The following is a 25,516-nucleotide window of genomic DNA, read 5'->3' as shown; positions in this document are numbered from 1 at the left end:
CGTAAGCGGCCGGATAATTAGACTTTGCTTGCAAAGTCGAACTTATTGACGAGTTCCCATTTGTTCAGTTTTGATGGAATTTGCGGGGCCATAGCTCAGCTGGGAGAGCGCCTGCCTTGCAAGCAGGAGGTCAGGAGTTCGATCCTCCTTGGCTCCACCATATGATTTCATCAATTTGCTGAAATTTTGAACGTCACTTTTCGTGATCGTTACAAAATTTCGTCATTGATCCTTGAAAACTGGATAACGAAACGAAATTTGCGTTTTAGAACAATCCTTTTCTGATGAATTTAAATTTGCTGCAAAGCCAAATTGAAATTCATCATAGCTGAACTTGTGTCAAAACAAGTTTCAATTAAGGTAGTGATTGCGAAGGCTTTGTGCCAGAGCAAATGGTTAAGCTACTAAGAGCACACGGAGGATGCCTAGGCGCTAGGAGCCGAAGAAGGACGTGGCGAACAACGAAACTGCCTCGGGGAGCTGTAAGCAAGCATCGATCCGGGGATATCCGAATGGGGAAACCCGGCTAGGGTAATACCTAGTCACTCGTATCTGAATTCATAGGATACGAAGAGGCATACCAGGGGAACTGAAACATCTAAGTACCCTGAGGAAGAGAAAACAATAGTGATTCCGTCAGTAGCGGCGAGCGAACGCGGATTAGCCTAAACCAGGGAGCTTGCTCTCTGGGGTTGTGGGACGTCTCACATGGAGTTATCAAGGAACAGGTTAGACGAACAGGTCTGGAAAGGCCGGCCAGAGAAGGTAAAAGCCCTGTAATCGAAAATGTGTTCCCTCCGAGACGGATCCCGAGTAGTGCGGGGCACGTGAAACCCCGTATGAATCTGCCAGGACCATCTGGTAAGGCTAAATACTCCCTAGCGACCGATAGTGAAGCAGTACCGTGAGGGAAAGGTGAAAAGCACCCCGGAAGGGGAGTGAAACAGAACCTGAAACCGTGTGCTTACAAGAAGTCAGAGCCCAATTTAGGGGTGATGGCGTGCCTTTTGTAGAATGAACCGGCGAGTTACGTTTGCAAGCAAGGTTAAGCTGAGAAAGCGGAGCCGCAGCGAAAGCGAGTCTGAATAGGGCGAATTAGTTTGTAGGCGTAGACCCGAAACCGTGTGATCTACCCCTGTCCAGGGTGAAGGTGCGGTAACACGCACTGGAGGCCCGAACCCACGTACGTTGAAAAGTGCGGGGATGAGGTGGGGGTAGCGGAGAAATTCCAATCGAACTCGGAGATAGCTGGTTCTCCCCGAAATAGCTTTAGGGCTAGCCTCGGTGTGACAGTCGTGGAGGTAGAGCACTGATTGGGTGCGGGGCCCGCCAAGGGTTACCAAGCTCAGTCAAACTCCGAATGCCATAGACTGATTCACCGGGAGTCAGACAGTGAGTGCTAAGATCCATTGTCAAAAGGGAAACAGCCCAGACCATCAGCTAAGGTCCCCAAGTGTGTGTTAAGTGGGAAAGGATGTGGAGTTGCACAGACAACCAGGATGTTGGCTTAGAAGCAGCCACCATTTAAAGAGTGCGTAATAGCTCACTGGTCGAGTGACTCTGCGCCGAAAATGTAACGGGGCTAAACACACCACCGAAGCTATGGCTTGATACTTTTAGTATCAGGGGTAGGGGAGCGTTGAATACGGGTTGAAGGTGTACCGGAAGGAGCGCTGGACTGTATTCAAGTGAGAATGCCGGTATGAGTAACGAAAAGATCAGTGAGAATCTGATCCGCCGAAAGCCTAAGGGTTCCTGAGGAAGGTTCGTCCGCTCAGGGTAAGTCGGGACCTAAGGCGAGGCCGAAAGGCGTAGTCGAAGGACAACAGGCCCAGATTCCTGTACCACCATAATCCGCTACGAGCAATGGGGTGACGCAGGAGGGTAGTGACGCGGGGCGATGGAATGCCCCGTCCAAGCAGTGAGGCTGGTGTGTAGGCAAATCCGCACACCGTAAGGCTGGGCTGTGATGGGGAGGGAAAATTTACAGTACCGAAGGTCATGATCTCACACTGCCGAGAAAAGCCTCTAGCCAGGAGAAGGTGCCCGTACCGCAAACCGACACAGGTAGGCGAGAAGAGAATTCTAAGGCGCGCGGAAGAACTCTCGTTAAGGAACTCGGCAAAATGACCCCGTAACTTCGGGAGAAGGGGTGCCCCGGTAGAGTGAATAGCTCGAGGGGGCCGCAGTGAAAAGGCCCAAGCGACTGTTTAGCAAAAACACAGGTCTGTGCGAAGCCGCAAGGCGAAGTATACGGGCTGACGCCTGCCCGGTGCTGGAAGGTTAAGGGGAGCGGTTAGGGGTAACCCGAAGCTGTGAACCGAAGCCCCAGTAAACGGCGGCCGTAACTATAACGGTCCTAAGGTAGCGAAATTCCTTGTCAGGTAAATTCTGACCCGCACGAATGGCGTAACGACTTGGGCGCTGTCTCAACGAGAGATCCGGTGAAATTTTAATACCTGTGAAGATGCAGGTTACCCGCGACAAGACGGAAAGACCCCATGGAGCTTTACTGCAGCTTGATATTGGACTTTGATACGATTTGTACAGGATAGGTGGGAGCCTAGGAAGTGGGAGCGCAAGCTTCCATGGAGGCGCCGTTGGGATACCACCCTGATCGTATCGGAGTTCTAACCCAGTACCGTAAACCGGTACGGGGACCGTGTCAGGCGGGCAGTTTGACTGGGGCGGTCGCCTCCTAAAGAGTAACGGAGGCGCCCCAAGGTTCCCTCAGAATGGTTGGAAATCATTCGCAGAGTGCAAAGGCAAAAGGGAGCTTGACTGCGAGACTGACAAGTCGAGCAGGGACGAAAGTCGGGCTTAGTGATCCGGTGGTACCGCATGGAAGGGCCATCGCTCAACGGATAAAAGCTACCCTGGGGATAACAGGCTTATCTCCCCCAAGAGTCCACATCGACGGGGAGGTTTGGCACCTCGATGTCGGCTCATCGCATCCTGGGGCTGAAGTAGGTCCCAAGGGTTGGGCTGTTCGCCCATTAAAGCGGTACGCGAGCTGGGTTCAGAACGTCGTGAGACAGTTCGGTCCCTATCTGTCGTGGGCGTAGGAAATTTGAGAGGAGCTGTCCTTAGTACGAGAGGACCGGGATGGACGCACCGCTGGTGTACCAGTTGTTCCGCCAGGAGCACAGCTGGGTAGCTAAGTGCGGACGGGATAAGCGCTGAAAGCATCTAAGCGTGAAGCCCCCCTCAAGATGAGATTTCCCAATTAGTAAGACCCCTTGAAGACGACGAGGTTGATAGGCCTGAGGTGGAAGTGCAGCAATGTATGGAGCTGACAGGTACTAATCGGTCGAGGGCTTATCCACAAAACATCTAAAAGGCAAATTTGTTTCGTATCCAGTTTTCAAGGATTAACACCTTGAAAATCGTTTGGTGGCGATGGCGGAGGGGTTCCACGCGTACCCATCCCGAACACGGCCGTTAAGCCCTCCAGCGCCGATGGTACTTGGACCGAAGGGTCCTGGGAGAGTAGGACGCCGCCAAGCAATGTTCCCTGATAGCTCAGTTGGTAGAGCACTCGACTGTTAATCGAGTTGTCACAGGTTCGAGTCCTGTTCGGGGAGCCACTTGCTCTCATAGCTCAGTAGGTAGAGTGCATCCATGGTAAGGATGAGGTCACCGGTTCGATCCCGGTTGAGAGCTTTTTACATAAGGCCCGTTGGTCAAGGGGTTAAGACACCTCCCTTTCACGGAGGTAACAGGGGTTCGAATCCCCTACGGGTCACCATACATATGGAGGCTTAGCTCAGCTGGGAGAGCATCTGCCTTACAAGCAGAGGGTCGGGGGTTCGATCCCCTCAGCCTCCACCATTGTTAATGGGGATTAGCCAAGCGGTAAGGCAACGGACTTTGACTCCGTCATGCATAGGTTCGAATCCTATATCCCCAGCCATTTTTAGATTATGAGCCATTAGCTCAGTTGGTAGAGCACCTGACTTTTAATCAGGGTGTCGAAGGTTCGAGTCCTTCATGGCTCACCAGTTTTCCTTAATAAATGAGGAAAATGTTTGAAATTGCGCGTGTGGCGGAATTGGCAGACGCACTAGACTTAGGATCTAGCGTCTTTGACGTGGGGGTTCAAGTCCCTCCACGCGCACCAAATTATGCGGACGTGGCTCAGCGGTAGAGCATCGCCTTGCCAAGGCGAGGGTCGCGGGTTCGATTCCCGTCGTCCGCTCCATAATTTGCGCCCTTAGCTCAGCTGGATAGAGCGTTAGACTACGAATCTAAAGGTCAGGAGTTCGAATCTCTTAGGGCGCGCCATTTTAATAAAATAAATGTTTGGCGTAAAGATTGGCCAACATATCTCGGGACGTAGCTCAGCTTGGTAGAGCACCTGGTTTGGGACCAGGGGGTCGCATGTTCAAATCGTGTCGTCCCGACCATCAATGTTTTAGGTATTGTGCGGGTGTAGTTCAATGGTAGAACTCCAGCCTTCCAAGCTGGTAGCGTGGGTTCGATTCCCATCACCCGCTCCATATATAACAGCAACATCATCGGAAGATGATGTTTTTTGTTATAGATATCAGAAATTTATAATTTTGAAAATTAAAGTTATGATAACTGGACTCAAAACCGAAAACGGCACTTGCCCCGTCGATGAGGCCGCAGCTTATTATCTTAACGGAGCTTGATGAGCGGGAAAACCCGCCCCTCAAACGAGTTATCATTCTGCGAATTATCGTTCTAACGGTTGCCACAACCGCTATTTGTACCAAAAACGTTGATTTCAAATTCTAACGGTTGCCATGGCGCTTATTTCACTTAAAACCAGCCCATTTTGCTTAGATTCAGGTAAATAACGGCGCTCACAACCGTTAGAATCTAGAAAAGGTCTTTTTTCGTAAAATAGCCGCTGCTACAACCGTTAGATCTTCCTCCGGTGGACGATAATTCGATTCGAAAACCTTAGCGATTGCGGAAATCTGGAAAGTATCAGGGATTCAAATTGTGAAAAAGCTTGTGCAACGCTAGTGGGGGGAACGAATTTTAACAGTTGTGATGGGCCTTGCGTCGAACTGTTGACTTTTAAACGAATAGTTTGGGCACCAGGCTCAGTAGTCAAGTGCGAATTTTTAGGTTGAGCCGATAACTGTAGCTTATTGAGCAAAAAAATTTATTTATATTCTTGTATTTTATTGCTTTACCGTGTTAAGGTTGGTAATGGTTGTTTATGCGGGAGGTTGTTTACAACCTCTTTGTTCCCTTGACTGCGGATGGGAAGTTCTACCATCAGGGACTTGCAGTGTACTCGGCATATTAGCTCTATCATGCATAAATATAAAATGATTAATTTTTCATCTTGAGCATGATTCCTTTTAATTCAATGGTATGCCTAATCTTGTGACTGCTGCGCTTTATTAGCGAGCTTGAATATTTACTCATTACTAAGTTTCGAATCCAACCGCCTTACCGCGAAATCTTACAAATTAGGTGAAGATTTTCGGGGGAGATTATTGTATGATGTTAAGAAAGCTTTAGAAAGACGGAATAGGGATGAAATGGGGGAGAAACATGACTGAACTAACGGTAACGGCAGGCACGAGCAACTCAAACAACCTGCTCCGGCGCGACATTCGTTTTTTGGGCAATATTCTAGGAGAGGTCCTTGTACATCAGGGCGGTAATGAACTCTTGGATATTGTCGAGAAGATTCGTGAAGCCAGTAAATCGCTGCGGGCTGTATTTTTACCCGAATTACATGATGAGTTTAAGGAAATGATCAATTCTCTTGAACCCGGAATTCGTCACCAAGTTATCCGTGCTTTTGCCATTTACTTTCAACTCGTCAATATTGCCGAGCAGAATCACCGGATTCGCCGCAAACGGGATTACGAACGCTCGGCTGGAGAAACCGTTCAAACGGGAACGATCGAGGCCGCCATTAAAAATCTGAAGGAACAGGGCTTCACTTATGTCGAAGCTAAGGAAATCATGGAGGGCATGTCCCTGGAGCTCGTGATGACGGCACACCCCACTGAAGCGATGCGCCGGGCGATCTTGGATATCCACAAACGGATTGCCGATGATGTCATGCAGCTTGATAATCCAACCCTTACGTTCCGTGAGCGCGAACAGCTTAGAGAAAAGCTCTTAAACGAAGTGATCACGCTTTGGCAAACCGATGAGCTGCGCGACCGTAAACCCACGGTGCTCGATGAGGTCAGAAACGGGATGTATTATTTTCATGAGACGCTGTTTCATGTGCTTCCCGAAGTATATCAGGAACTGGAACGTTGCCTGACTAAATATTATCCGGAGCATTATTGGCATGTGCCCGCTTACCTGCGCTTCGGTTCCTGGATCGGTGGCGACCGGGACGGCAACCCGTCCGTTACCGCGGACGTGACCTGGCAAACGCTGCGAATGCATCGGAAGCTGGCGGTACGCGAGTATCAGCATATTTTGAGCGATTTGTTCAAGCACCTTAGCTTCTGTACCACAATCGTCGACGTGACCGACGAACTGATGGCCTCCATTCAACGCGACCGGCTTCAGGTAACGCTGCAAAAAACGCAGCAGTGGAACAACGAGAAAGAGCCTTACCGCATTAAACTGACTTACATGGTGGAGAAGCTGCACAATCTGCTGGATGACACGAAAAAGGACACACCGGAGCGCTACGCCAACGTAAGCGAGTTTATCGAGGACTTGAAAATCATCGACCGCAGCTTGCGCCATCACTATGCGGACTATGTAGCCGATACGCATCTTAAGAAGCTGATTCGCCAGGTCGAGCTGTTCGGCTTCCACACGGCGACCCTGGACATCCGCCAGCACAGTAAGGAGCACGAGAACGCCATGACGGAAATTTTGGCGAATATGAATATCGTGCCGAACTATTCCGAACTGGAGGAAGAAGAGAAGGTCAAGCTGTTGGAAAAAATCCTGAACGATCCTCGTCCATTGACATCGCCTTATCAGGATTACAGCGAAAGCACCAAAGAATGCTTGGAAGTATACCGTACGGTATACCGGGCGCAGCAAGAGTATGGAAAGCAGTGTATCACCAGCTACTTGATCAGTATGACGGAAGCGGCCAGCGATATTCTTGAAGTCATGGTTTTTGCGAAAGAAGTCGGATTGTTCTACAAGGAAGCGGACGGCAGTGTCACCTGCACGCTGCAATCGGTGCCGCTGTTTGAGACGATCGATGATCTTCACGCCGCGCCGGGCATCATGGACCAACTGTTCAGCATGCCGATCTATCGGCAATCGGTGGCGGCGATGAACGATTTGCAGGAAATTATGCTGGGATACTCCGACAGCAACAAGGACGGCGGCGTGGTGACGGCCAACTGGGAGCTGCGCGTGGCGATGAAGCAAATTACGGCGACCGCCAACCAATACGGCGCTAAGCTGAAGTTCTTCCACGGCCGCGGAGGCGCGCTTGGCCGCGGAGGCATGCCGCTGAACCGCAGCATTCTGGTGCAACCGCCGGAAACGATCGGAGGAGGCATCAAGATCACCGAACAAGGCGAGGTGCTCTCGTCGCGTTATTCTTTGCGCGGTATCGCCTACCGCAGTTTGGAGCAGGCGACCTCCGCATTGATCGAAGCCAACAAGCTTGCCAAGCTTCGTCAGAAGTGCAGCCCCGAGGAAGAACGCTGGGAAGATATCATGGTTGGCATTTCGGAGACTTCGCTGAGCAAATATCAGGATCTCGTGTTCCGCGAACCGGATTTCCTGAAGTTTTTCCGGGAGTCTACGCCGCTTGTCGAAGTCGGCGAACTGAATATCGGCTCACGCCCGTCCAAACGCAAAAACAGCGACCGGTTTGAGGATCTCCGGGCGATTCCTTGGGTATTCGCCTGGACGCAAAGCCGCTATCTGTTCCCGGCCTGGTATGCCGCCGGCACCGGACTGATGAATTTCTATCAGAACAAAGAAGAGAACCTGAAAATACTGCAGGAGATGTACCAACACTTCTCGTTTTTCCGCTCCGTGATCGATACGCTGCAGTTTGCTTTGATTAAGGCGGATTTGGTGATCGCGAAGGAATACGCCAATATGTGTTCCGATTCGGAAGCGAAAGACCGGGTCTTCGATCAAATTGAAGAAGAATTCCGTCTGACGCGGGAAATGGTCCTGAAGATCGCAGGCATCTCCGAAATTTTGGACAATGTTCCAGGGCTCCAGGAATCGATCCGCCTGCGGAATCCTTACGTTGATCCGCTGAGCTACTTGCAGGTTCAACTGCTGGCCGAGCTGCGCTCGGTTCGCGAGCAAGGCGAGGATGACGCGCATCTGCTGCGTGAAGTGCTGCTTACCATTAACGGTATTGCCGCAGGGCTCCGGAATACGGGCTGATACGAGCTTAAACGCTGCATTTCATCATATGCCGGTCCTTTGGCAAAGGGGCCGGCTTTTTGTGTAGGTTCTATTGCAATTTGCAGACAGTTGCATTAACATTTGAATGAAGTACAGGGAATAGATGATGAAACCCGTCCATGGATCTGGGGGAAAATATGGTGGTAGATCATTACGACGCAAGGCTGGTGAGGCTGGCCCGAAAAGGGGATCAGGGAGCCTTTGCCGAACTCGTTGATTTATATAAGGATAAACTGTTTCATCTGGGCTACCGGATGTTGTCGAACCGGCACGAAGCGGAGGACGTCGTGCAGGAGACGTTTTTAAGGGTATACAAAAACTGGAGCCGTTACGATGATAAACAGAAATTTTCGACATGGATATACCGCATTGCGACAAATCTCTGCATCGACCGGCTGCGCAAGCGGAAACCGAATTACTATCTCGATGCCGAGATGAACGACCAGGAAGGAATGGACGGCTATACGCTGATTCCTGGTGACGATAAAACACCGGAAACGGAATATCTGCTTTCGGAAACGCAGCAGACGATTCATCAAGCCATTGCAGGCTTGCCGGCGAAATATAAGTCCGTCATTGTTTTAAGATACCTGCAGGAAATGTCGCTCCAGGAAATTAGCGATGTGTTGGACATGCCGGTAACGACGGTGAAGACACGGGTTCACCGGGGACGCGAATTTCTGCGAAAAAAGCTGGAGCATAAAGTGCTTTAAAATCGTGGTAAAGTTTGCCGATTTTTTTGTGAAACGAAATTGTTTGCGATGCGTAATGTAATGATAGGACGACTAGGTTCCGGGGATCCGCCGGGATTATCCGCATAGATTGATACTGAAAGGATTGGCTGATATGGAATGCAAGCAAGCCTCCTCATTAATGCATGATTATTTGGACGGTGAATTGAGCCGCGAGGAAGCCGTAGCGTTGAAGCAGCATATGCAAAGCTGCTCGGCTTGCCAGGAGCGGTTCAGAGAACTGGAGCAAACCGAAATGATGCTGTTTGCGACCATCAAGCATACGAACTTTTCGGCTCCCGATGAGTTGGTTAACCGGATCATCAGCCAGATCCCGAATCAGCCGAAACAGCAGGCTTGGATCAAGTGGATCAAACGGCACCCGGCATTGACCGCGGCCGCGATGTTTCTGCTGGTGATGCTGTTCAGCGCCGTTTCGTTTTGGGATACCGATGACCAACTCGTGGTCAAAGGGTCTAATCTCGATCAGGTGATCATCCATGGCGACACGGTGACGGTACCAAATGACTCAAAAATCGCCGGGAACTTGACGATAGAAAACGGTAAGGCCGAAATCTATGGTGAGGTTCAAGGCAATTTAACCGTCATTGACGGTACGTTTTATCAGGCTTCTACCGCCCATATTTCCGGTCAGGTCAAAGAAATCGATCGGGCACTGGATTGGATCTGGTACAGGATCACCAATACGTTCACGGAAGTCGCCTATAGGTAAAGTTCGGCTGGATTCACATTTGGCGCCTCCCCTTCGGGAAAACGGGCGCTTTTTTTATTTTCATTGATACAGGAAAATAATGTAATTGATTACGAAAAGCGCCTATTTTTTCCCGGACGCTTGCATCTCGTATGTGATCGTTATAACCTAGTAATTAGGGGAAACTTATAGAGACAAGCATCGTGCTGTAAATATCGTTTCCTTTCAGCGGGCGAAGGATGCCCGTCAGGAACAGTGCCGGGGGTTGCATCATGAGTTATTTTTCGAATATGACATGGCAGGACACCATCAAGGATGTCATCGATATCCTCATCGTTACCTACATCATTTACCAACTGATCCTGCTTGTGCGGGGAACGCGGGCCGTTCAACTGCTCAAGGGGATTCTCGTTCTAGTGATCATTTGGGCGGTAAGCACGTGGTTTGATTTATATACGCTGAAATGGCTGATGAACCAAATGTTTACGTTCGGCGTGCTGGCGATCTTCATTATTTTCCAGCCGGAATTAAGACGCGCGTTGGAGCAGCTCGGAAGAGGCAAGCTGTTTGGCCGCAGTTCGGCGGATGAAGAACAATTCGGCAAAGAAATCGGCGAGATTATTAAAGCCGTTAATTATTTATCACGTAGAAAAATCGGGGCGTTAATCGTTTTTGAACGCGATACAGGGCTTAATGAATATACCGAATCCGGAATTCCGATGCAGTCGCTCATCTCTTCGCAGCTGCTGATCAATATTTTTATCCCGAATACGCCGCTGCATGACGGAGCGGTTATTATTCAGGGTCACAAAATATCGGCCGCGGCCTGCTATTTGCCGTTGTCTGAAAATCCGTTTATCAGCAAAGAGCTCGGCACCCGGCACCGTGCGGCAATCGGAATCAGCGAGGTCGGCGATGCCGTTTCGATCGTCGTTTCCGAGGAAACCGGCCAAATATCCCTGGCAATCAACGGCCAAGTCGTGCGGGATATTAATGAGGAATCGTTGATTTCCAAGCTTTATGAGGAGCTAGGGCCGGATTCAAACGCCAAAGAAAAGCGCGGACCTTTCCGTAGAAGGAAGGAGGCCGGCAAAAATGGATAAATGGCTGACCCACAACAATTTTGCCAAGGTATTGGCCCTGGTCGTCAGCATCATTTTATGGGCGATGGTTCATTTGGACAGCGGGACGCCCGTCGATTCGACGACGCTGGCGCAGCCGAAAATCATCGATAACGTGAATATAGAAGTTACCGGATTAAACGATGAGAAGTATGTGTTATATGATCTGGAACCGACCAAGGTCCGGATGGAGGTTAAAGGAAAACGCATTGATTTAACGACAAATTTTTCCGATTATAAAGTGAAATTGAATTTGAAAAACGTAGGTCCGGGGACGTTTACGCTTCCTTTGACCTATGAGCTTCCTCCCGGCGTGCAGCTGGTGTCGATTGAGCCCTCGATCGTGAAAGTCACGATTGAAGCGAAAGAAACCAAAACGGTTCCCGTGAGCATCGTGACGAAAGGGCAGCCTGCGGACGGGCTGCTTCTGGGAAGCCCGATCGTAGCCGGAAGCGGCACCGTTGAAGTCACGCTGCCGGCCAGTGAAATCGGCGAGCTCAGCAAGGTGCAGGGGACGGTGGACGTAACGGGGCTGAAGGAATCGGTCAAAGGCAAAAGCGTGAAGCTTACGGCATATGATAAGCAGGGGAAAGCGATGGAGAATGCGGGGATCTCTCCTGACTCTGTCGATACCGATGTTCCTATCACTAAAATGTATAAAACCGTGCCGATCGAACTGCAGTACACAGGGCAGCTTCCGGCAGGTTACGTTCTTGCGGGCGCGGAAACCGACGTGGAGGGCGTTGCCGTATATGGGACGAAGGAAGCGCTCGGGGGCATAAGTTCCTATCCGATCACCGTCGATTTAGGGCGTTTTGGCGGCTCGGATGCGACCAAATACTCGGTGGGCTTGACGCCGCCGGAAGGTTTTGAGAAAATCGAGCCGAGCTCCGTCACGGTGACATTAAATGTGAAGCCTGCCGAGCAGAAGCAGGTGGATGGTATACCGATCACCTTGGAAAATGTGAATTCGCTGTACAACGTAAAAGTCATCCGGCCGGCCGACCGCCAAATTTCGCTTACACTGCTAGGGGCGGAGGACGTGCTGGGCAAGCTTGCGGCGGCCGATATCCAAGCTGCGGCGGATTTGTCCGATCTTGGTCCGGGGCGCCATACGCTGCCGCTTAACGTGAAGCTCCCGGCCTATGTGGAGCTGGCGGACGCAAGCAAAGGCTTGACGATTGACGTAGAGCTGACGGAGAAAGATAAGCCGGCCACCGCCGAACCGGAAGAGGATGCGGGGAAGCAGGAAAATCAGACTGACCCGGGAACTTCGGGAAATGCGGGGAACCCGGGAAATCAGCAGAGCGAGAACAATACGGAGAGGCCTGCAGGCAACGATTCTTCGTCCAATCAGGGGGACGACGTTGGACCGGCCAACAATGGGGCTGCCGGGGGAGCGTAAAGTTTAACGCCGGCTGCCTGAAAACAGGAACGGAAAACGGCATATTGCCGAATCGTGCAACAGGAGAGAACGGGCGAAGCGCTTGAAATTTTTGGAGGAGTGAAACCATGGGGAAATATTTTGGTACAGATGGCGTAAGAGGTATCGCCAATAAAGAGTTGACGGCGGAGCTGGCGTTTCAGATCGGCCGCTGCGGCGGATATGTGCTTGCGGGTCAAGCTCCGAAGCCTAAAGTCGTGATCGGGATGGACACGCGCATTTCCGGCGTCATGCTGGAATCCGCGCTCGTGGCGGGTCTGCTGTCGATCGGGGCGGATGTTGTTCGCCTTGGCGTCGTAACGACGCCGGCGGTCGCTTATTTGACGCGGTTGCTGAAAGCCGATGCGGGCGTGATGATATCCGCGTCGCACAATCCGGTTGAGGATAACGGGATCAAGTTTTTCGGAAGCGACGGCTTCAAGCTGTCGGACGAGACAGAGCTGCAGATCGAAGAACTGATGGATAAGTCCGTCGATGAGCTGCCGCGTCCGATTGGCGATGGATTAGGCTCGGTGAAGGTAGACTACGAATCCAAGCTGAAATATTTGGACCATCTGAAGACGACGATCACATCTTCGTTCCAAGGTCTCAAAGTAGTGCTCGATTGCGCCAACGGCGCGGCCTATGAGCTGGCACCGAAGCTGTTTCGCGAGCTGGGCGCCGAAGTGCACGCCATCGCGGCCGAGCCGAACGGACTGAACATCAACGACCACTGCGGATCGACTCATCCGGAGAAGCTGAAGGAAGAGGTCGTGCGCTTGGGGGCCCATCTGGGGCTGGCGTTTGACGGAGACGCGGACCGCCTGATCGCTATCGATGAGCATGGGGAAGAGGTCGACGGCGACTATATCCTCTGCATTTGCGGGGACGCCATGAACAAGGCGGGCCAGCTGAAGGACAGCACGGTTGTGTCGACGGTCATGAGCAACTTCGGGTTTTACAAAGCTGCGAAGAAGCTGCAGCTGAACACCCAGCAAACGGCGGTGGGCGACCGTTATGTCATGGCGGAAATGCTGCGCGGCGGTTACAATCTCGGCGGGGAGCAATCCGGGCATGTGATTTTCCTGGATTACAATACGACCGGCGACGGCATTCTCACGGCGATTCAACTGGTGGATACGATGCTGAAGTCCGGCAAGCCGCTTAGCGAGCTGAAAAAGGTGATGAAGCAGTATCCGCAGGTACTCGTCAACGTGCGCGTGCAGGATAAGAGCAAATACGCCGGAAATACGGCGATTGCCGAAGCGGTTGCCACGGTGGAGAAGGAGCTAGGCGATAACGGCCGGGTGCTCGTTCGTCCTTCCGGGACGGAATCGCTCATTCGCGTCATGGCTGAGGGACCGGAGAAAAGCGAGCTGGAGAAGCTAGTGTCGCAGATCGTCAGCGTGGTGGAGAAACAACTGGTATAATAGCCGTTACTAAAAATATGAGCCGCCGGAACGAGGAGACGATCCCGATTCGGCGGTTTTTTGCTGGGAAAAAGGAAACAGAGGGGACAAAAGTCAATCAGGACAAGATGATCATTGCCAAATGACGAAAAGGTGCATATAATTAAGCATATTCGAGAAAAAGAAAGCGAGGGTTGTGAGGTTTACCGGAAGCAGTTAAGCGCCAGAGCTTCATTTCGCGCGGATGTGTCCGAGTCTGAGTTGGGACGTATTCGGCAAAGAGAAGCTGACGAGGTGGAGGTGTTCGGAATGTTCGGCGGGGGCCTCCCGGTGCTGCATCGCACCGTAACCGCATTGGCAAAAGGAATGGGCGACCGTTCCCACAAACCTTGCGGGCAGATGGAAATCACATTCATAGCAAATCATGAGTGTACGTAAGCGAAAGACGCGGCAGATCCGCGGTGAACGGAGCACATGGACATTCATGAAAATTTTTTGGCGAAAGCCGCGAATTTTTACGTATTTTCTGAAAATTGAATAGTTCTGTCTCGATGATTCCCGCGCGAAGGGTCTTCCGCTTCTTTTCTTACGTCCAAAAACCATCTTGTAGGAATGAAACGGAGGAACTATATATTATGTGTGGTATTGTTGGATACATTGGGAAAAGAGATACGCAGTCGGTGTTGATCGAGGGTCTGAAAAAGCTCGAGTACCGGGGATACGATTCGGCAGGCATCGCCGTATTTACTTCGGACGGGCTGAAAATCTCGAAGTCGCTGGGCCGCCTGGCCAATCTGGAATCGAAGCTGGAGAACGCTCCGCTGCAAGGGTCGGCAGGGATCGGTCATACGCGCTGGGCTACCCACGGCAAGCCGTCTGACGTTAATTCTCATCCGCATACCGACCATACCCAGAAGTTTTCCGTCGTGCACAACGGCATTGTCGAAAACTATCTGGATTTGAAGGAAGAACTGATCGGTCAAGGATATGTTTTTGTATCCGAGACGGATACGGAAGTGATTTCGCACCTGATCGCTCGCGAATACCAGGGCGACATCGTTAAAGCGGTCCAGAAAGCGATCAGCTATATGCGCGGCGCTTATGCACTTGGAGTGCTGACGGAATACGAACCGGAAAAGCTGGTTGCCGTGCGTCAAGCCAGCCCGCTGATTATCGGGATCGGGGAAGGCGAAAACTTCATCGGCTCCGATATTCCGGCGCTGCTCAACTATACGCGCAATGTGTATATTTTGAATGACGGCGAGATGGCGGTATTGACCAAGGATTCTGTCGAACTGATGACGATTGAGGGGAATTTTATTTCTCGGGAAATGATTCGTGTCGATTGGGACGCGGTAACCGCGGAAAAAGGCGGTTTTGATCATTTCATGCTGAAGGAAATCCATGAGCAGCCGAAGGCTTACCGCGACACAATGCTGGGCCGGATCGACGAAAGCGGCCGCAAAGTGGTGCTTCCGGGGCTGAAGCTGAGCGAGGAAAAAATCCGCAGCCTCAAGAGCGTTCATGTCATCGCCTGCGGCACGGCCTACAATGCCGGTCTTGTCGGCGGGACGGCGATCGAGCAGCTCGTGCGCATCCCGGTGATGAACGACGTCGCTTCGGAATACCGCTACCGCTCGCCGCTGATTACGCCGGACACGCTCGTCATCGTTGTCAGCCAATCCGGCGAAACCGCGGATACGCTGGCCGCGCTGCGTGAAGCGCAGGCGAACGGTGCGCATGTACTGGCGATCACCAACGTGGTCGGCAGCTCGATCGCCCGCGACGCGGACGACGTGATCGCCACGCTGGCCGGGCCGGAAATCGCCGTCGCTTCGACGAAGGCGTATACCTCGCAGTTGATTGCGTTCTATCTGCTTGGCCTGTACATGGCTCAGGTGCGGGGCACGCAAAGCCAAGACGAGGTTGCCCATATCATCGCGGCGATGCAGTCGCTGCCGGAGCAAGTGGAAAACATGCTGGCTCAAGCGGATACGGTGAAGGCGTATGCCGAGCAAATCGCCAGCCATGAACATCTGTTCTTCATCGGCCGTGGCCTGGATTACTCGGTGGTGCAGGAAGGCTCGCTGAAGCTGAAAGAGATCTCCTACATCCACTCCGAGGCGTATGCCGCCGGCGAACTCAAGCACGGCACGCTCGCTTTGATTGAGGAAGGCGTTCCGGTCATCGCTTTGGCGACGCAAGACACCGTGCTGGAGAAAACCATCAGCAACATCAAGGAAGTTAAAGCCCGCGGCGCCGACGTTATGGCGATTACGCACGAGGAGCATGTTCCCGGCCTGCTGAAATCGGTTGACCAGGCGCTGGCCATTCCGCAGACGCTGCCGCTGCTCACGCCGGCCCTGTCCGTCGTGCCGCTGCAACTGCTCGCTTACTACGCTGCGCTGGCTCGCGGCAACGATGTCGACAAGCCAAGAAACCTGGCGAAGAGCGTGACGGTGGAGTAAGGGACGGGAATAAAAAGGCCCGGTGTCACGATGTAAAAAGTTTGTCCTGATGTAAAAAGGATTGTCCGAGGATTGGGGAATGCTGGAGCCAATGTCCAGTTAATCTCCGATCCTTTTTTCATTTCAAGAAGGGTGCGGCAGGTGAAGGGGCCAACATATAATGGTTGAGAAATGTTGGAGTAACGGGGCTTTGGGAAGTTTGACTTCAGGAAGAAAGCAAGAGCGTCTCTTTCTTTACTCACATTTTCCTCTAATTTTCGAGTTATATATGCTCATAATGTGACTATTCATTTGTCTTGATTCTATATCCAAGCCGACGGTCGGCTCATCTAAAAATAAAACTTTTGGATGGGATATCATACTCATTGCAATATCGAGCCGTCTTGCCACCCCTCCAGAATATTCGGATACATTATAATCACAATATTCTGTTAGGTGAAAGGCTTGTATTAGTTCTTCACTGCGAGCTTGGATAGTGGCAGAATCCAGATTGTGATCTAAACATGTTTTAAGTACATTGCGAATTCACTTTTGGGCTCAACCTAATAATCAGCGCTTGACAGTCAAGCCGGTAACCGATCGTGGCAAGAAATATCGGAAGGGCGTTAAAAGCTTGAGGACAGGGAGGGCTGGTGGGTTGGTCGGCAGATCAACATCCGCTGTCCGGACGCTTTGCACGATTATCCCGTTTGATCCGGAAGCAGAGAGAAAGATAAATTCAGGAGGGAGAAGCAGACATGTTCGAGATCGTTAGACAGGTTTGTGAGAAGGCGGTTTAGGAGAAGTGAAGCTGACCTGACGGGAGGAATGGGGCAAGATACCGGGAAAAATGAAAGGACCGTGATTAGCCCCCACCCTTTACCCCCTGAACAAAAGGGATAATCGTGCAAGGCAGCATGCAGGGATACCAAGTCACGAACGCTATAGATAGCCACCTCAGTGCCCAGACATATAGGTCTTGCCTAACACAACAAAAAGGGTTGGAGCAGGGGATAATCCCTGATCCAACCCTTTTTTCTTACCTCTTTACGGCTCAATCCCCCATACAAGCTGATCGTTCATATACCCGGTAACCTGTTCATTGTTTACAAACTGATTGGTAGATGCCTTAAACGAGTAATCGTCAGCCTGGTTGTAATTGGACCAGTCGGTTTTGGAGAAGCGTGCTTGAATTTCTGCGCTTTGGCCGGGATTAAGCGTTCCAGCCGAACTCGTAAAGCCAATTTCCAGAACATAATCGGCTCCGTCAACCGGAGTTGCCAGTTTAACGAATTTGCCGGTTACATTTGCACTTCCGATACTGGACCAGTCGCACCAGAAGTTCTGTGTCTTTTCCCCGTCAATCGTATAGTAATACCGGAGTTTTACATCACTTAATTGAACCGCTGAATCTCCGTTGTTAATTATTTTGAATTTGGGTGAAATTCCGTTGGTGGAGGCACTCGTGTTGCCGTTAAAAGCTTGGATCGTCAAGTCTCCCGCGGGTACAGGAGCACTGCTGTCCACTACATTTACTGTAAGAACAGCGTCATTTCCTCCGCTGAAATGAAAGGTTATCGCATGCTGGCCCAGCGGCAGCGTGGAAAGATAGGATTGGTTCAGAACGACGGCAGCGCTTGATTCCGTATAATCCTTGCCTGATGTAAGAGTGTAATTTCCATTCGTTATGCTTGCAAGCTGGTGTCCGTTTAAAGTAAGGGATACGGAAATATCCCACCCTAGATTTTCCGCTTTATCATATGTCGCATTCACGGGTGTAATCGCAGCGCTTGGTGTTGAATCGACAATTTTGACTTTTAATACGGGATCTTTTCCTTGATTAAAATCAAAGATGATCGAATGCTCGCCAACCGGCAGCCCGGCCAGGAATTCTTTTTTCAACAGCAGTGTACTTTCGTTCAAGATATAGTCCTGAGCCTCGGTCAATGTTTTGGCGCCTGCCCGGAGAGCGGTTAACGTATTGCCGTTAAAATTCACGGTGATGGCTTTATCGCTTTGATCCGGCGTATATTTGTCAAATTCGATGTTTGCAGGTGTGATGGACGCGCTTGGGGTTGGATTTTCAGACTTTAAATCAGGCAGCTCATCCAACGTGATTACATAATCACTTTGATAAAGTGTTTTCAGGGTGGCCGGATAATTAAAGGCGGTACTCATAAGATGCTCGCCATACCAGGGGCAGAAGTAGAGCCAACCCGCTTTTTCCTCTGTCAGATTCTGTACGCTTGGAACGGTGTCGTTCTCCGTCATGGCCACCATTTTTGTGCCGCCGGTTAAATCAACAAGCTGATAGAAAATCGAGGTAATGGCATCCTCATTGGGTACACCTGACAAACCGTCATAACGGTTGTAGATCGTATTGTATTTATCGTAGCCGACAATATCCACCTGATCGTCGCCGGGATACCATGCGGGAGAAGTGCTATACACGTAGCTGTTGTAGGTCCAGATCAAGTTGTGCAAGCCGTATGTCTCCGTAAGTTCGGTATAGAGCAGATCCCACAGCTGTTTGTACACATCCGCGCCTGCCGAAGCCCACCAGAACCACGCGCCTTCCCCATTCAACCCGCCGTTGCCCTCCGCCTCATGATAAGGACGGAAAATAACCGGCACATTGTTATCTTGAAGAATCTGCAGCTGTTCCGCCAAATCCTCAATGGTCATCATCACGTATTGATTTTCTTTCGTACCGGGAACCACCGCATTGGCAGTATTAAAATTGGTTTCCGTCGGCTTGTAGGTGGCGTTCTTCCAATCCACAAACTCCCCGAGCTGATAGGCGTTGAAATCTCGGGGCACATTGATATGCCAGGAAGCTGTCGCGATCCCGCCCCGGTTATTTACCCAATCGATCATCCGCTCGGTTGTGCCGTCCTCCCAACCGTAGAGCGGATTATAGTTCATTAAATCGAAGCCGCGGATGGCCGGATACTTTCCGGTTAAATTGTAGATCCAATCAAACTCCAACTCAGAATCGCCGTTATTTCCGCCTCCGTAAATCTCCTGCTGCCCGGAGATAATATTTTTGCCGTAAACCTCCGTTAAATAATTCATCAAAACCTGCGTTTCCGGTGTGGCCTCGGGATCGGTGAGGACAGGCTGCACATCCAAGGGATCCAGATCGGCATAATCCACCGTGAAGGTGTCAAAATAAGCAAATCCCCAACCGGCCTTCAGTTGGATGGTGTTGCTCCCTTGCTGCAGCTTATGAAAGCCAAAATCGAAATTCGACCACTCGGTCGTGTAGGGCAGCATATACGAACCCTTGGTAACGCCGTTAACGGTCAAATATTGAAGCCTGCCGTCAGGACTGAGCTCCTGCATATAGCGGGTGGAGATCGCATACATGCCGGTTTCCGGGACGGTCACCGTAAAAGTGATTGTGCCGGAATTTTGCATCCAGACAAACCCGCTCCCCGAAAATCCGGGCTTGGGCTGTCCGTAAATTTCAGTCGCCACTTGAAGATCGGAGCTGAGCTGAGCATCTTCGCCTTCAATCGTGAAAAGTGCGGTGTCTGCATGAACGGGCGCTGCCATCGATCCAAACAATCCAAGCAGCAGAGTAAATGCCAGCATCATTGCGCTTGCCTTTTTCAGCAAATTTTTCATTATTATCATTCCTTTCCATGTAAAATATGAGAAATAATCGCGAAATCTATCAATTCGTGGCGGCGATTTATAGTAAATATAGCACACGTACCATATTCTGTAAATATATGAAAATTGAAACGTTCTGCATCTTGAACAAAGTAAAAAACGCACTGTCGCAGACAATGCGTTTCAAATTTATCAAGCTTTTTAGGTCAGGTAAGGGGCGGCTGTTTACACAACTCACATTGTGCTGATGTCAATCACGAATCGGTATTTCACATCTGAAGCTAAGACACGTTTGTAGGCTTCGTCAATTTGATCGGCCGAGATCACTTCGATCTTAGGAACAATATTGTGTTTGGCACAGAAATCCAACATCTCCTGAGTCTCACGAATGCCTCCAATCATGGAGCCTGCAAATGAACGGCGATGACCGATGAGGGACATTACATTTAGGGACAACGGCTCTCCAGGGGCACCGACGTTCACCAAAGTTCCGTCAAGCGTGAGCAGTCCGAAATAAGCGTCCAAATCGATATTGGCACTTACCGTGTTAATAATCAAATCAAAGTGCCCGGCCAGTTTCTCGAATGTTTCCGGATCGCTTGTGGCATAGTAGTGGTCTGCGCCCAATTGCAAGCCATCGTCCTTTTTCTTCAATGATTGTGACAGAACGGTGACCTCGGCGCCCATGGCATGGGCAATTTGGACAGCCATATGACCAAGACCGCCCATACCGACAACAGCTACTTTTTTACCCGGGCCAGCTCCCCAGTGATTCAGCGGAGAATATGTCGTAATACCTGCGCAGAGTAATGGCGCTGCGACGTCAAGCTCAATGCTGTCGGGAATTCTGACAACGAAGTCCTCAGTGACGACAATATGGGTAGAGTAGCCGCCTTGAGTTGGTTCGCCGTATTTGTCAACACCTGCGTAGGTTGGGACATTTCCGTTAAGGCAGTATTGTTCTTCACCTTTTCGGCAGTTCTCACATTCGCCACAGGAGTCGACCATACATCCTACCCCAACCCGGTCACCGACCTGGTATTTCGTGACATTAGGTCCTACAGCCGTGACAATTCCCGCAATCTCGTGTCCGGGTACGAGCGGATAGTTTACAGGTCCCCATTCCCCGTGAGCCGTATGGATGTCGGAATGGCATATTCCGGCATATTTAATCTCAATTAAAACATCTTGGGCATCAAGATCGCGTCTTTTAATTTCAGCAGATCGAAATGGTTTGTCCGGACCGTCGACAGCGCGTGCTTTAGCAGTAATCATTCATAAATCCTCCTATCATTAATTTTTACAATCTCTTACAAAACAAATTTTACTCCTTAGAGTTAACTCTAGGTCAAGTGACGATTTTATGGTAGAATTATTTTATATATTAGAGTTAGCTCGAGGTCTATATTCTAATGAAAGGAAGATCCATGTTGAAGACATATTCGATCAGCGAAGTTGCCAAAGAACTGAATCTAACGCCATATACCTTGCGTTACTACGACAAAGAGGGACTTATCCCTTTCGTAGAACGGACAGCCAGCGGAACACGCTTGTTTAAAGAATCCGATATCGACGCTTTAAAAATAATAGAATGTCTTAAATCCACCGGGATGCCGATCAAGGAAATTAAAAATTTCATTGATTGGTGTTCCGAGGGGGATTCCACCTTGCAGCAAAGATATGACATGTTTCTGGAACGAAAAGCTGCTGTAGAAGCGCAGATGGAAGAACTTAAAAAAACGATGGCCGTCATCGAACACAAATGCTTCTATTACAAGACTGCCCTGGATGCCGGTACGGAAGATATTCATAAGAACAATATTGGGAGCCTTATGGCTAATTAACAGAAAACCACCTGTAATTCATAACTTCGATATGAATTGCAGGTGGTTTTGTTTGTAATATTTATCGTCGCTACCATCAAACGCGCGTTTCCTCTTGCCATAGAGTTAACTCTAGCCCTTATACTCAATCCTGTAAAAATTGCAAAGGGGGAAATTATGGAGAAACAAAAAACATTACTGATATTTATATGCCATTGTATTCATTGCTACTTTACTATTTGTGCCATCTATGCCTGTTGAAGAAAGACTCTCTTACGGCATGCAATTTTCCGTATTAAAAAAAACTGTTATATGGATTTCCATTGTGACTGTCATTTTATTAAACTCATCGATCTTCGGGGTTTATAGCTACCTTGCCGAATATCTGAAATCTGTCTCGAATATGTCACCGGACACCATAAGTTTAACGTTATTCATCTTCGGTGGAGCCAATATAATCGGAAACATTGTCGCAGGAAAGTTCCTTACTCATAGTGCCGCCAAAACGGCAGTAACTTTTCCTTTGTTATTGGGTGCTGTTTATGTCATTTTGTTCTTCACAGGACAGTTTACCGTACCTATGGCAATAATAACTTTAGTTTGGGGAATATTGGCTGGGGGAATAATGGCAAACATTAATCAATATTTGATTGCGTCTGCAGCACCCGAAGCGCCTGATTTTGCCAATGGATTATTTATATCGTCCTGTAACGTAGGAACAACATTGGGTTCAGTTGCAGGCGGGTTATTTATATCAGAAATGGGAACCCAATACGTCGTATTGGTGGGAATCCTATCTTTGATATTAAGTTTGTTCACCATTATTCTAAGAACCTATATGTATAGGCCTATAAAACAACATGCTGCATAAGGAGTAGATTTCAGTGGGGTTAATAAATCGGGGACGCATATTTGCAAATGGTGTTTACCGATCCAACCCCGCTCAATACCGCTATCGGGAATGTAACCTTTGCTCCGGGGTCCCGCAATAACTGGCACTCTCATAATTCGGGGCAAGTGTTGTTGGTTACTGGCGGCGAGGGTTGGTATCAAGAAGAAGGAAAACCGGCTCAATTCCTCAAAACCGGCGATGTGGTAAACATTCCACCGAACGTAAAACATTGGCATGGGGCTTCGAAGGATAGCTGGTTTGTACATTTAGCCCTTACACCAGGGCAAACCGATTGGTTTGAATCTGTAACCGATGATGAATATAATCAACTTTAATATGTAAAGTTGGCGAAATTTAAAGGAGAGTTTGTCTGGCATCAGCATGAAAATGAGGATGAAATGTTTTTGGTTGTGGAAGCAATCGTTCATGCCCCTGTCGAAAGCGTGTGGAAGTATTGGACGGAACCGAAGCATATTACGAAGTGGAATCAGGCTTCCGAAGTCTGGCATACGCCGTACGCGGAAAATGATCTGAGGGCCGGCGGCAAATTCGTTTCGAGAATGGAAGCCAAAGACGGCAGCTTTGGATTTGATTTCGGCGGAGTATACGACGAGGTGAATATTAACGAGAGCATTTCCTATACACTAGGCGACGGCAGAAAAGTAAAGATCGATTTTATTCGCCAAGAGGGCGGCACGAAAATCATCGAATCGTTCGAAGCGGAGGAGACCAACGCCATCGAGATGAGCAAGCCGGGTAGCAAGCGATTTTGGACAATTTCAAAAAATATGCGGAAAGTGCCAAAGAGGAATAAAATAACTTTCGCAGCCTTAAAGAGCGCATGCCCATGTCGGCATGCGCTTTACTTTATGACTTGGTCGCCTGTGGACGTTCAATCCGAACGCGTCTTTTCTATTCAAAGGGATAAGGCGCAGTTTCTTCAAGCGAGGCCGTCATTCTAACGGTTGCAATCGCCGTTATTTCGGCAAAATGGAGGGGAAACCAAATTTAACGGTTGTGACAGAGCTTATTTTGCCTTTTTTCTGCGAATTCGAAGCCCTTTTCACCAAATAAGCGCGCCTGCAACCGTTAGAAATTGAATTCCCGTCTTTTTGGCTAATTAGGCTCGATTACAACCGTTAGCGAAAGTCAGAAGGCCCGGGATCGAACCGTTAACTTCAAACGGATGATTGGCTGACTGACCTTGCGGTCAAGCGCTTTTTCTTTATTTATAGAGGAAAAATTGCCCAGGGCAAAGAAAACATTACATAGAACCTAGAAAATGAACGGAGAGAGAGGAAACATTTTGACAAAGAACGCTCAAATTACTTATGAGGGAGATATACGTACGGATCATAAGCATCTAAAACAAACGCTTTTGTTCATTTTATTAATTGTGATAATGTTGTTAGCATCGGCCTGGTCCATGACCCGTGGGGCGGTTTCGGCTTCCCCAAAGGATGTATGGGATGCTCTTCAAAATCCTGGTGAAAGCGCCACTTATCAAGTAATTTATGAAATGAGGTTGCCTAACGTCCTCGCTGCCATTTTTGGGGGGATGGGGTTGGCCGCCTCAGGTGTAATTCTCCAGCGCGTAATGCGGCATCCGCTACCGGACCCGGGAACGATGGGAATGACGGGAGGCGGGGCATTTGTTATAAGCTTAGCAGCACTTTATATATCTGATTTTTCTGTTTTTCATTACTTTGTGGCTTCGATAATAGGTTCAATTGTGACAAGCGGAATTGTGTGGTTTCTCGCTTCCAGAGTGAAAAGAGGCAGCATGGCGATACGAAGTATGTTTGCGGGCACGTTAATTCTATTGATTATCGAAGGTAGTGTAAGGCTAATTGCACAGAATACCGATAATTTAATTTCACTATGGTATGCTCCAGCGTCAGGTATAGGCTGGTCTCTGATGAACTGGCTTATTCCTTGGTTTGCAATTGGACTTTTTGGCGCTTTTACGATTGTATTCGCCCGGCCCGCTACGGAACTTGGAAAAAAACTGATCAAGATTCTACCGATAATCGTCGTCATTGAATTGTCGGCAGGCGTGGCTCTAGCCTTTGGTGCAATTGCCTTTGTAGGGACACTGGTGCCGCTTTTGGTACGGCGATGGGTAAGCAAAGATGATCGTTGGGTGCTTCCGATTTCAGTTATTCTCGGCGCTATTCTAATGGTAGTCATCGGTGTAGTCAACCGCACATTAATAGCACCTATAGAACTTCCATGGAATTTTATCGTTTCTATTGTTGGCGCTCCAATCATGATTTATTTATTATGCCGAAATGCCGTGAAAGAAGCGAATTTTAAATCTACTCCAACTCACATTGGAAAAATCCAATAGATTTCGCCCAAATCCCCCGTTTTAGGCCTGCTGAGCCTAATCTATTGGATATTTCCAATCAGGAGCGATGCAATTATCAGGCTCCGGGAACTTACCGCCGGCTGGCTTTGTATAAGACCCCGGCCTTTCTTTTGTCCACCATCCCTTTTAAACTAGTAATAGCATAAAGAAAGGCGGGGAAGAGAATTGTCTAATCTCATTGTTCCTTATCAGGAAAAATATCACGATCAATTAGTAGAGATTTGGTATCAAGCCGTAGTACATACACACAAATTTTTGGCCGAGCAAGATCTTAAATTTTACCGGCATATGGTTCAAAACGGGGCCTTAAAGGAAGTTGAGATTTGGATTGAATTAGCCGAAGGTATGGAAGCGATAGGGTTTATCGGTCTGGACGAAACGAAAATCGAGATGCTGTTTGTGGATCCGAATTGCCATGGAAAGGGAACGGGCAGACGTTTGATCCAACATGCCGAAAAACTAAAAGGCCCAAATCTGCGGGTCGATGTAAACGAGCAGAATGATGGGGCCAACGCCTTTTACAAGCGGCTGGGGTTTGTCCGGACCGGACGTTCGGAATTGGACGGTTCGGGCCGGCCATATCCCCTGCTTCACCTGGAGAAAATCAGTTAGGCGGG

Annotated in this window: 14 protein-coding genes, 12 tRNA genes, 2 rRNA genes and 3 pseudogenes; 28 read left to right on the top strand and 3 right to left on the bottom strand. The window is 49.5% G+C overall.

Annotation, left to right across the window (positions count from 1 at the left end):
* The first annotated feature begins 84 nt into the window (after positions 1–84).
* From EHV15_RS03410 to glmS, 22 genes are all read left to right on the top strand, one after another.
* Positions 85–160 (top strand) — tRNA-Ala (locus EHV15_RS03410).
* Positions 161–394: 234 nt separating this feature from the next.
* Positions 395–3,326 (top strand): 23S ribosomal RNA (locus EHV15_RS03405).
* A gap of 63 nt (positions 3,327–3,389) precedes the next feature.
* Positions 3,390–3,506, top strand: a 5S ribosomal RNA gene (rrf, locus tag EHV15_RS03400).
* A gap of 5 nt (positions 3,507–3,511) precedes the next feature.
* Positions 3,512–3,587: transfer RNA gene (locus EHV15_RS03395), tRNA-Asn, on the top strand.
* Between the two features lie 3 nt (positions 3,588–3,590).
* Positions 3,591–3,663, top strand: a tRNA-Thr gene (locus tag EHV15_RS03390).
* Positions 3,664–3,673: 10 nt separating this feature from the next.
* Positions 3,674–3,748, top strand: a tRNA-Glu gene (locus tag EHV15_RS03385).
* Between the two features lie 7 nt (positions 3,749–3,755).
* Positions 3,756–3,831, top strand: a tRNA-Val gene (locus tag EHV15_RS03380).
* 7 nt (positions 3,832–3,838) lie between these two features.
* Positions 3,839–3,913: transfer RNA gene (locus EHV15_RS03375), tRNA-Gln, on the top strand.
* A gap of 12 nt (positions 3,914–3,925) precedes the next feature.
* Positions 3,926–4,001 (top strand) — tRNA-Lys (locus EHV15_RS03370).
* Positions 4,002–4,036: 35 nt separating this feature from the next.
* A tRNA-Leu gene (locus EHV15_RS03365) sits at positions 4,037–4,120 on the top strand.
* 6 nt (positions 4,121–4,126) lie between these two features.
* Positions 4,127–4,201 (top strand) — tRNA-Gly (locus EHV15_RS03360).
* A gap of 6 nt (positions 4,202–4,207) precedes the next feature.
* Positions 4,208–4,284: transfer RNA gene (locus tag EHV15_RS03355), tRNA-Arg, on the top strand.
* A gap of 45 nt (positions 4,285–4,329) precedes the next feature.
* A tRNA-Pro gene (locus EHV15_RS03350) sits at positions 4,330–4,406 on the top strand.
* 19 nt (positions 4,407–4,425) lie between these two features.
* A tRNA-Gly gene (locus EHV15_RS03345) sits at positions 4,426–4,499 on the top strand.
* 1,036 nt (positions 4,500–5,535) lie between these two features.
* The gene (gene ppc, locus EHV15_RS03340; RefSeq protein WP_128630015.1) at positions 5,536–8,331 is read left to right on the top strand and encodes a phosphoenolpyruvate carboxylase; all 2,796 of its coding nucleotides are present in this window, start codon (positions 5,536–5,538) and stop codon (positions 8,329–8,331) included.
* A 158-nt stretch (positions 8,332–8,489) separates the two neighbouring features.
* Positions 8,490–9,065, top strand: coding sequence for an RNA polymerase sigma factor SigW (gene sigW / locus EHV15_RS03335; RefSeq protein ID WP_128630014.1), 576 nt, complete (start codon positions 8,490–8,492; stop codon positions 9,063–9,065).
* Between the two features lie 133 nt (positions 9,066–9,198).
* Positions 9,199–9,816, top strand: coding sequence for a zf-HC2 domain-containing protein (locus EHV15_RS03330; protein WP_128630013.1), 618 nt, complete (start codon positions 9,199–9,201; stop codon positions 9,814–9,816).
* 251 nt (positions 9,817–10,067) lie between these two features.
* Complete coding sequence (gene cdaA / locus EHV15_RS03325; protein WP_246061288.1) at positions 10,068–10,898, top strand: diadenylate cyclase CdaA; 831 nt, start codon at positions 10,068–10,070, stop codon at positions 10,896–10,898.
* Entirely contained in the window at positions 10,891–12,321 is a 1,431-nt protein-coding gene (locus tag EHV15_RS03320; protein ID WP_128630012.1) for a CdaR family protein, read from the top strand. The genes cdaA and EHV15_RS03320 overlap by 8 nt, the downstream gene beginning before the upstream one ends.
* A 107-nt stretch (positions 12,322–12,428) precedes the next feature.
* Complete coding sequence (gene glmM / locus EHV15_RS03315; protein ID WP_128630011.1) at positions 12,429–13,769, top strand: phosphoglucosamine mutase; 1,341 nt, start codon at positions 12,429–12,431, stop codon at positions 13,767–13,769.
* 114 nt (positions 13,770–13,883) lie between these two features.
* A complete protein-coding gene (locus EHV15_RS03310; RefSeq protein WP_128630010.1) occupies positions 13,884–14,186 on the top strand; it encodes a hypothetical protein in 303 nt (100 codons plus the stop codon).
* 197 nt (positions 14,187–14,383) lie between these two features.
* A complete protein-coding gene (gene glmS, locus EHV15_RS03305) occupies positions 14,384–16,216 on the top strand; it encodes a glutamine--fructose-6-phosphate transaminase (isomerizing) (RefSeq protein ID WP_128630009.1) in 1,833 nt (610 codons plus the stop codon).
* Between the two features lie 234 nt (positions 16,217–16,450).
* On the opposite strand, the gene EHV15_RS37840 is transcribed toward glmS, so the two are convergent.
* The 3 genes from EHV15_RS37840 to EHV15_RS03290 form a co-directional block, all read right to left on the bottom strand.
* Positions 16,451–16,690: an ATP-binding cassette domain-containing protein gene (locus EHV15_RS37840; RefSeq protein WP_281281707.1), complete on the bottom strand. Its 240-nt coding sequence runs from the start codon at positions 16,688–16,690 to the stop codon at positions 16,451–16,453.
* 552 nt (positions 16,691–17,242) lie between these two features.
* Positions 17,243–19,825 (bottom strand): glycosyl hydrolase, encoded by a 2,583-nt coding sequence (locus EHV15_RS03295; RefSeq protein ID WP_128630008.1) that lies wholly within the window; start codon positions 19,823–19,825, stop codon positions 17,243–17,245.
* Positions 19,826–20,047: 222 nt separating this feature from the next.
* Positions 20,048–21,088: an NAD(P)-dependent alcohol dehydrogenase gene (locus EHV15_RS03290; RefSeq protein ID WP_128630007.1), complete on the bottom strand. Its 1,041-nt coding sequence runs from the start codon at positions 21,086–21,088 to the stop codon at positions 20,048–20,050.
* Between the two features lie 155 nt (positions 21,089–21,243).
* Here EHV15_RS03290 and EHV15_RS03285 point away from each other — a divergent pair, with 155 nt between their 5' ends.
* The 6 genes and pseudogenes from EHV15_RS03285 to EHV15_RS03260 all read left to right on the top strand — a co-directional run bounded on the left by EHV15_RS03285 (position 21,244) and on the right by EHV15_RS03260 (position 25,511).
* Complete coding sequence (locus EHV15_RS03285; protein WP_128635153.1) at positions 21,244–21,657, top strand: MerR family transcriptional regulator; 414 nt, start codon at positions 21,244–21,246, stop codon at positions 21,655–21,657.
* A 190-nt stretch (positions 21,658–21,847) separates the two neighbouring features.
* A pseudogene (locus tag EHV15_RS03280) lies at positions 21,848–22,507 on the top strand (MFS transporter); the annotation flags it as partial.
* Between the two features lie 29 nt (positions 22,508–22,536).
* Positions 22,537–22,863, top strand: a pseudogene (locus EHV15_RS03275) (cupin domain-containing protein); the annotation flags it as partial.
* A gap of 63 nt (positions 22,864–22,926) precedes the next feature.
* A pseudogene (locus tag EHV15_RS37995) lies at positions 22,927–23,342 on the top strand (SRPBCC family protein).
* Positions 23,343–23,834: 492 nt separating this feature from the next.
* Positions 23,835–24,878, top strand: coding sequence for a FecCD family ABC transporter permease (locus EHV15_RS03265; protein ID WP_178075753.1), 1,044 nt, complete (start codon positions 23,835–23,837; stop codon positions 24,876–24,878).
* 186 nt (positions 24,879–25,064) lie between these two features.
* Complete coding sequence (locus EHV15_RS03260; RefSeq protein WP_128630004.1) at positions 25,065–25,511, top strand: acetyltransferase; 447 nt, start codon at positions 25,065–25,067, stop codon at positions 25,509–25,511.
* Positions 25,512–25,516 lie beyond the last annotated feature (5 nt).

The organism is Paenibacillus oralis (genome assembly GCF_003863965.1).
GTDB classification, from domain to species: domain Bacteria; phylum Bacillota; class Bacilli; order Paenibacillales; family Paenibacillaceae; genus Fontibacillus; species Fontibacillus oralis.
The sequence above is the reverse complement of the archived record's forward strand: the minus strand, read 5'-3'. Positions and strand labels throughout refer to the sequence as shown.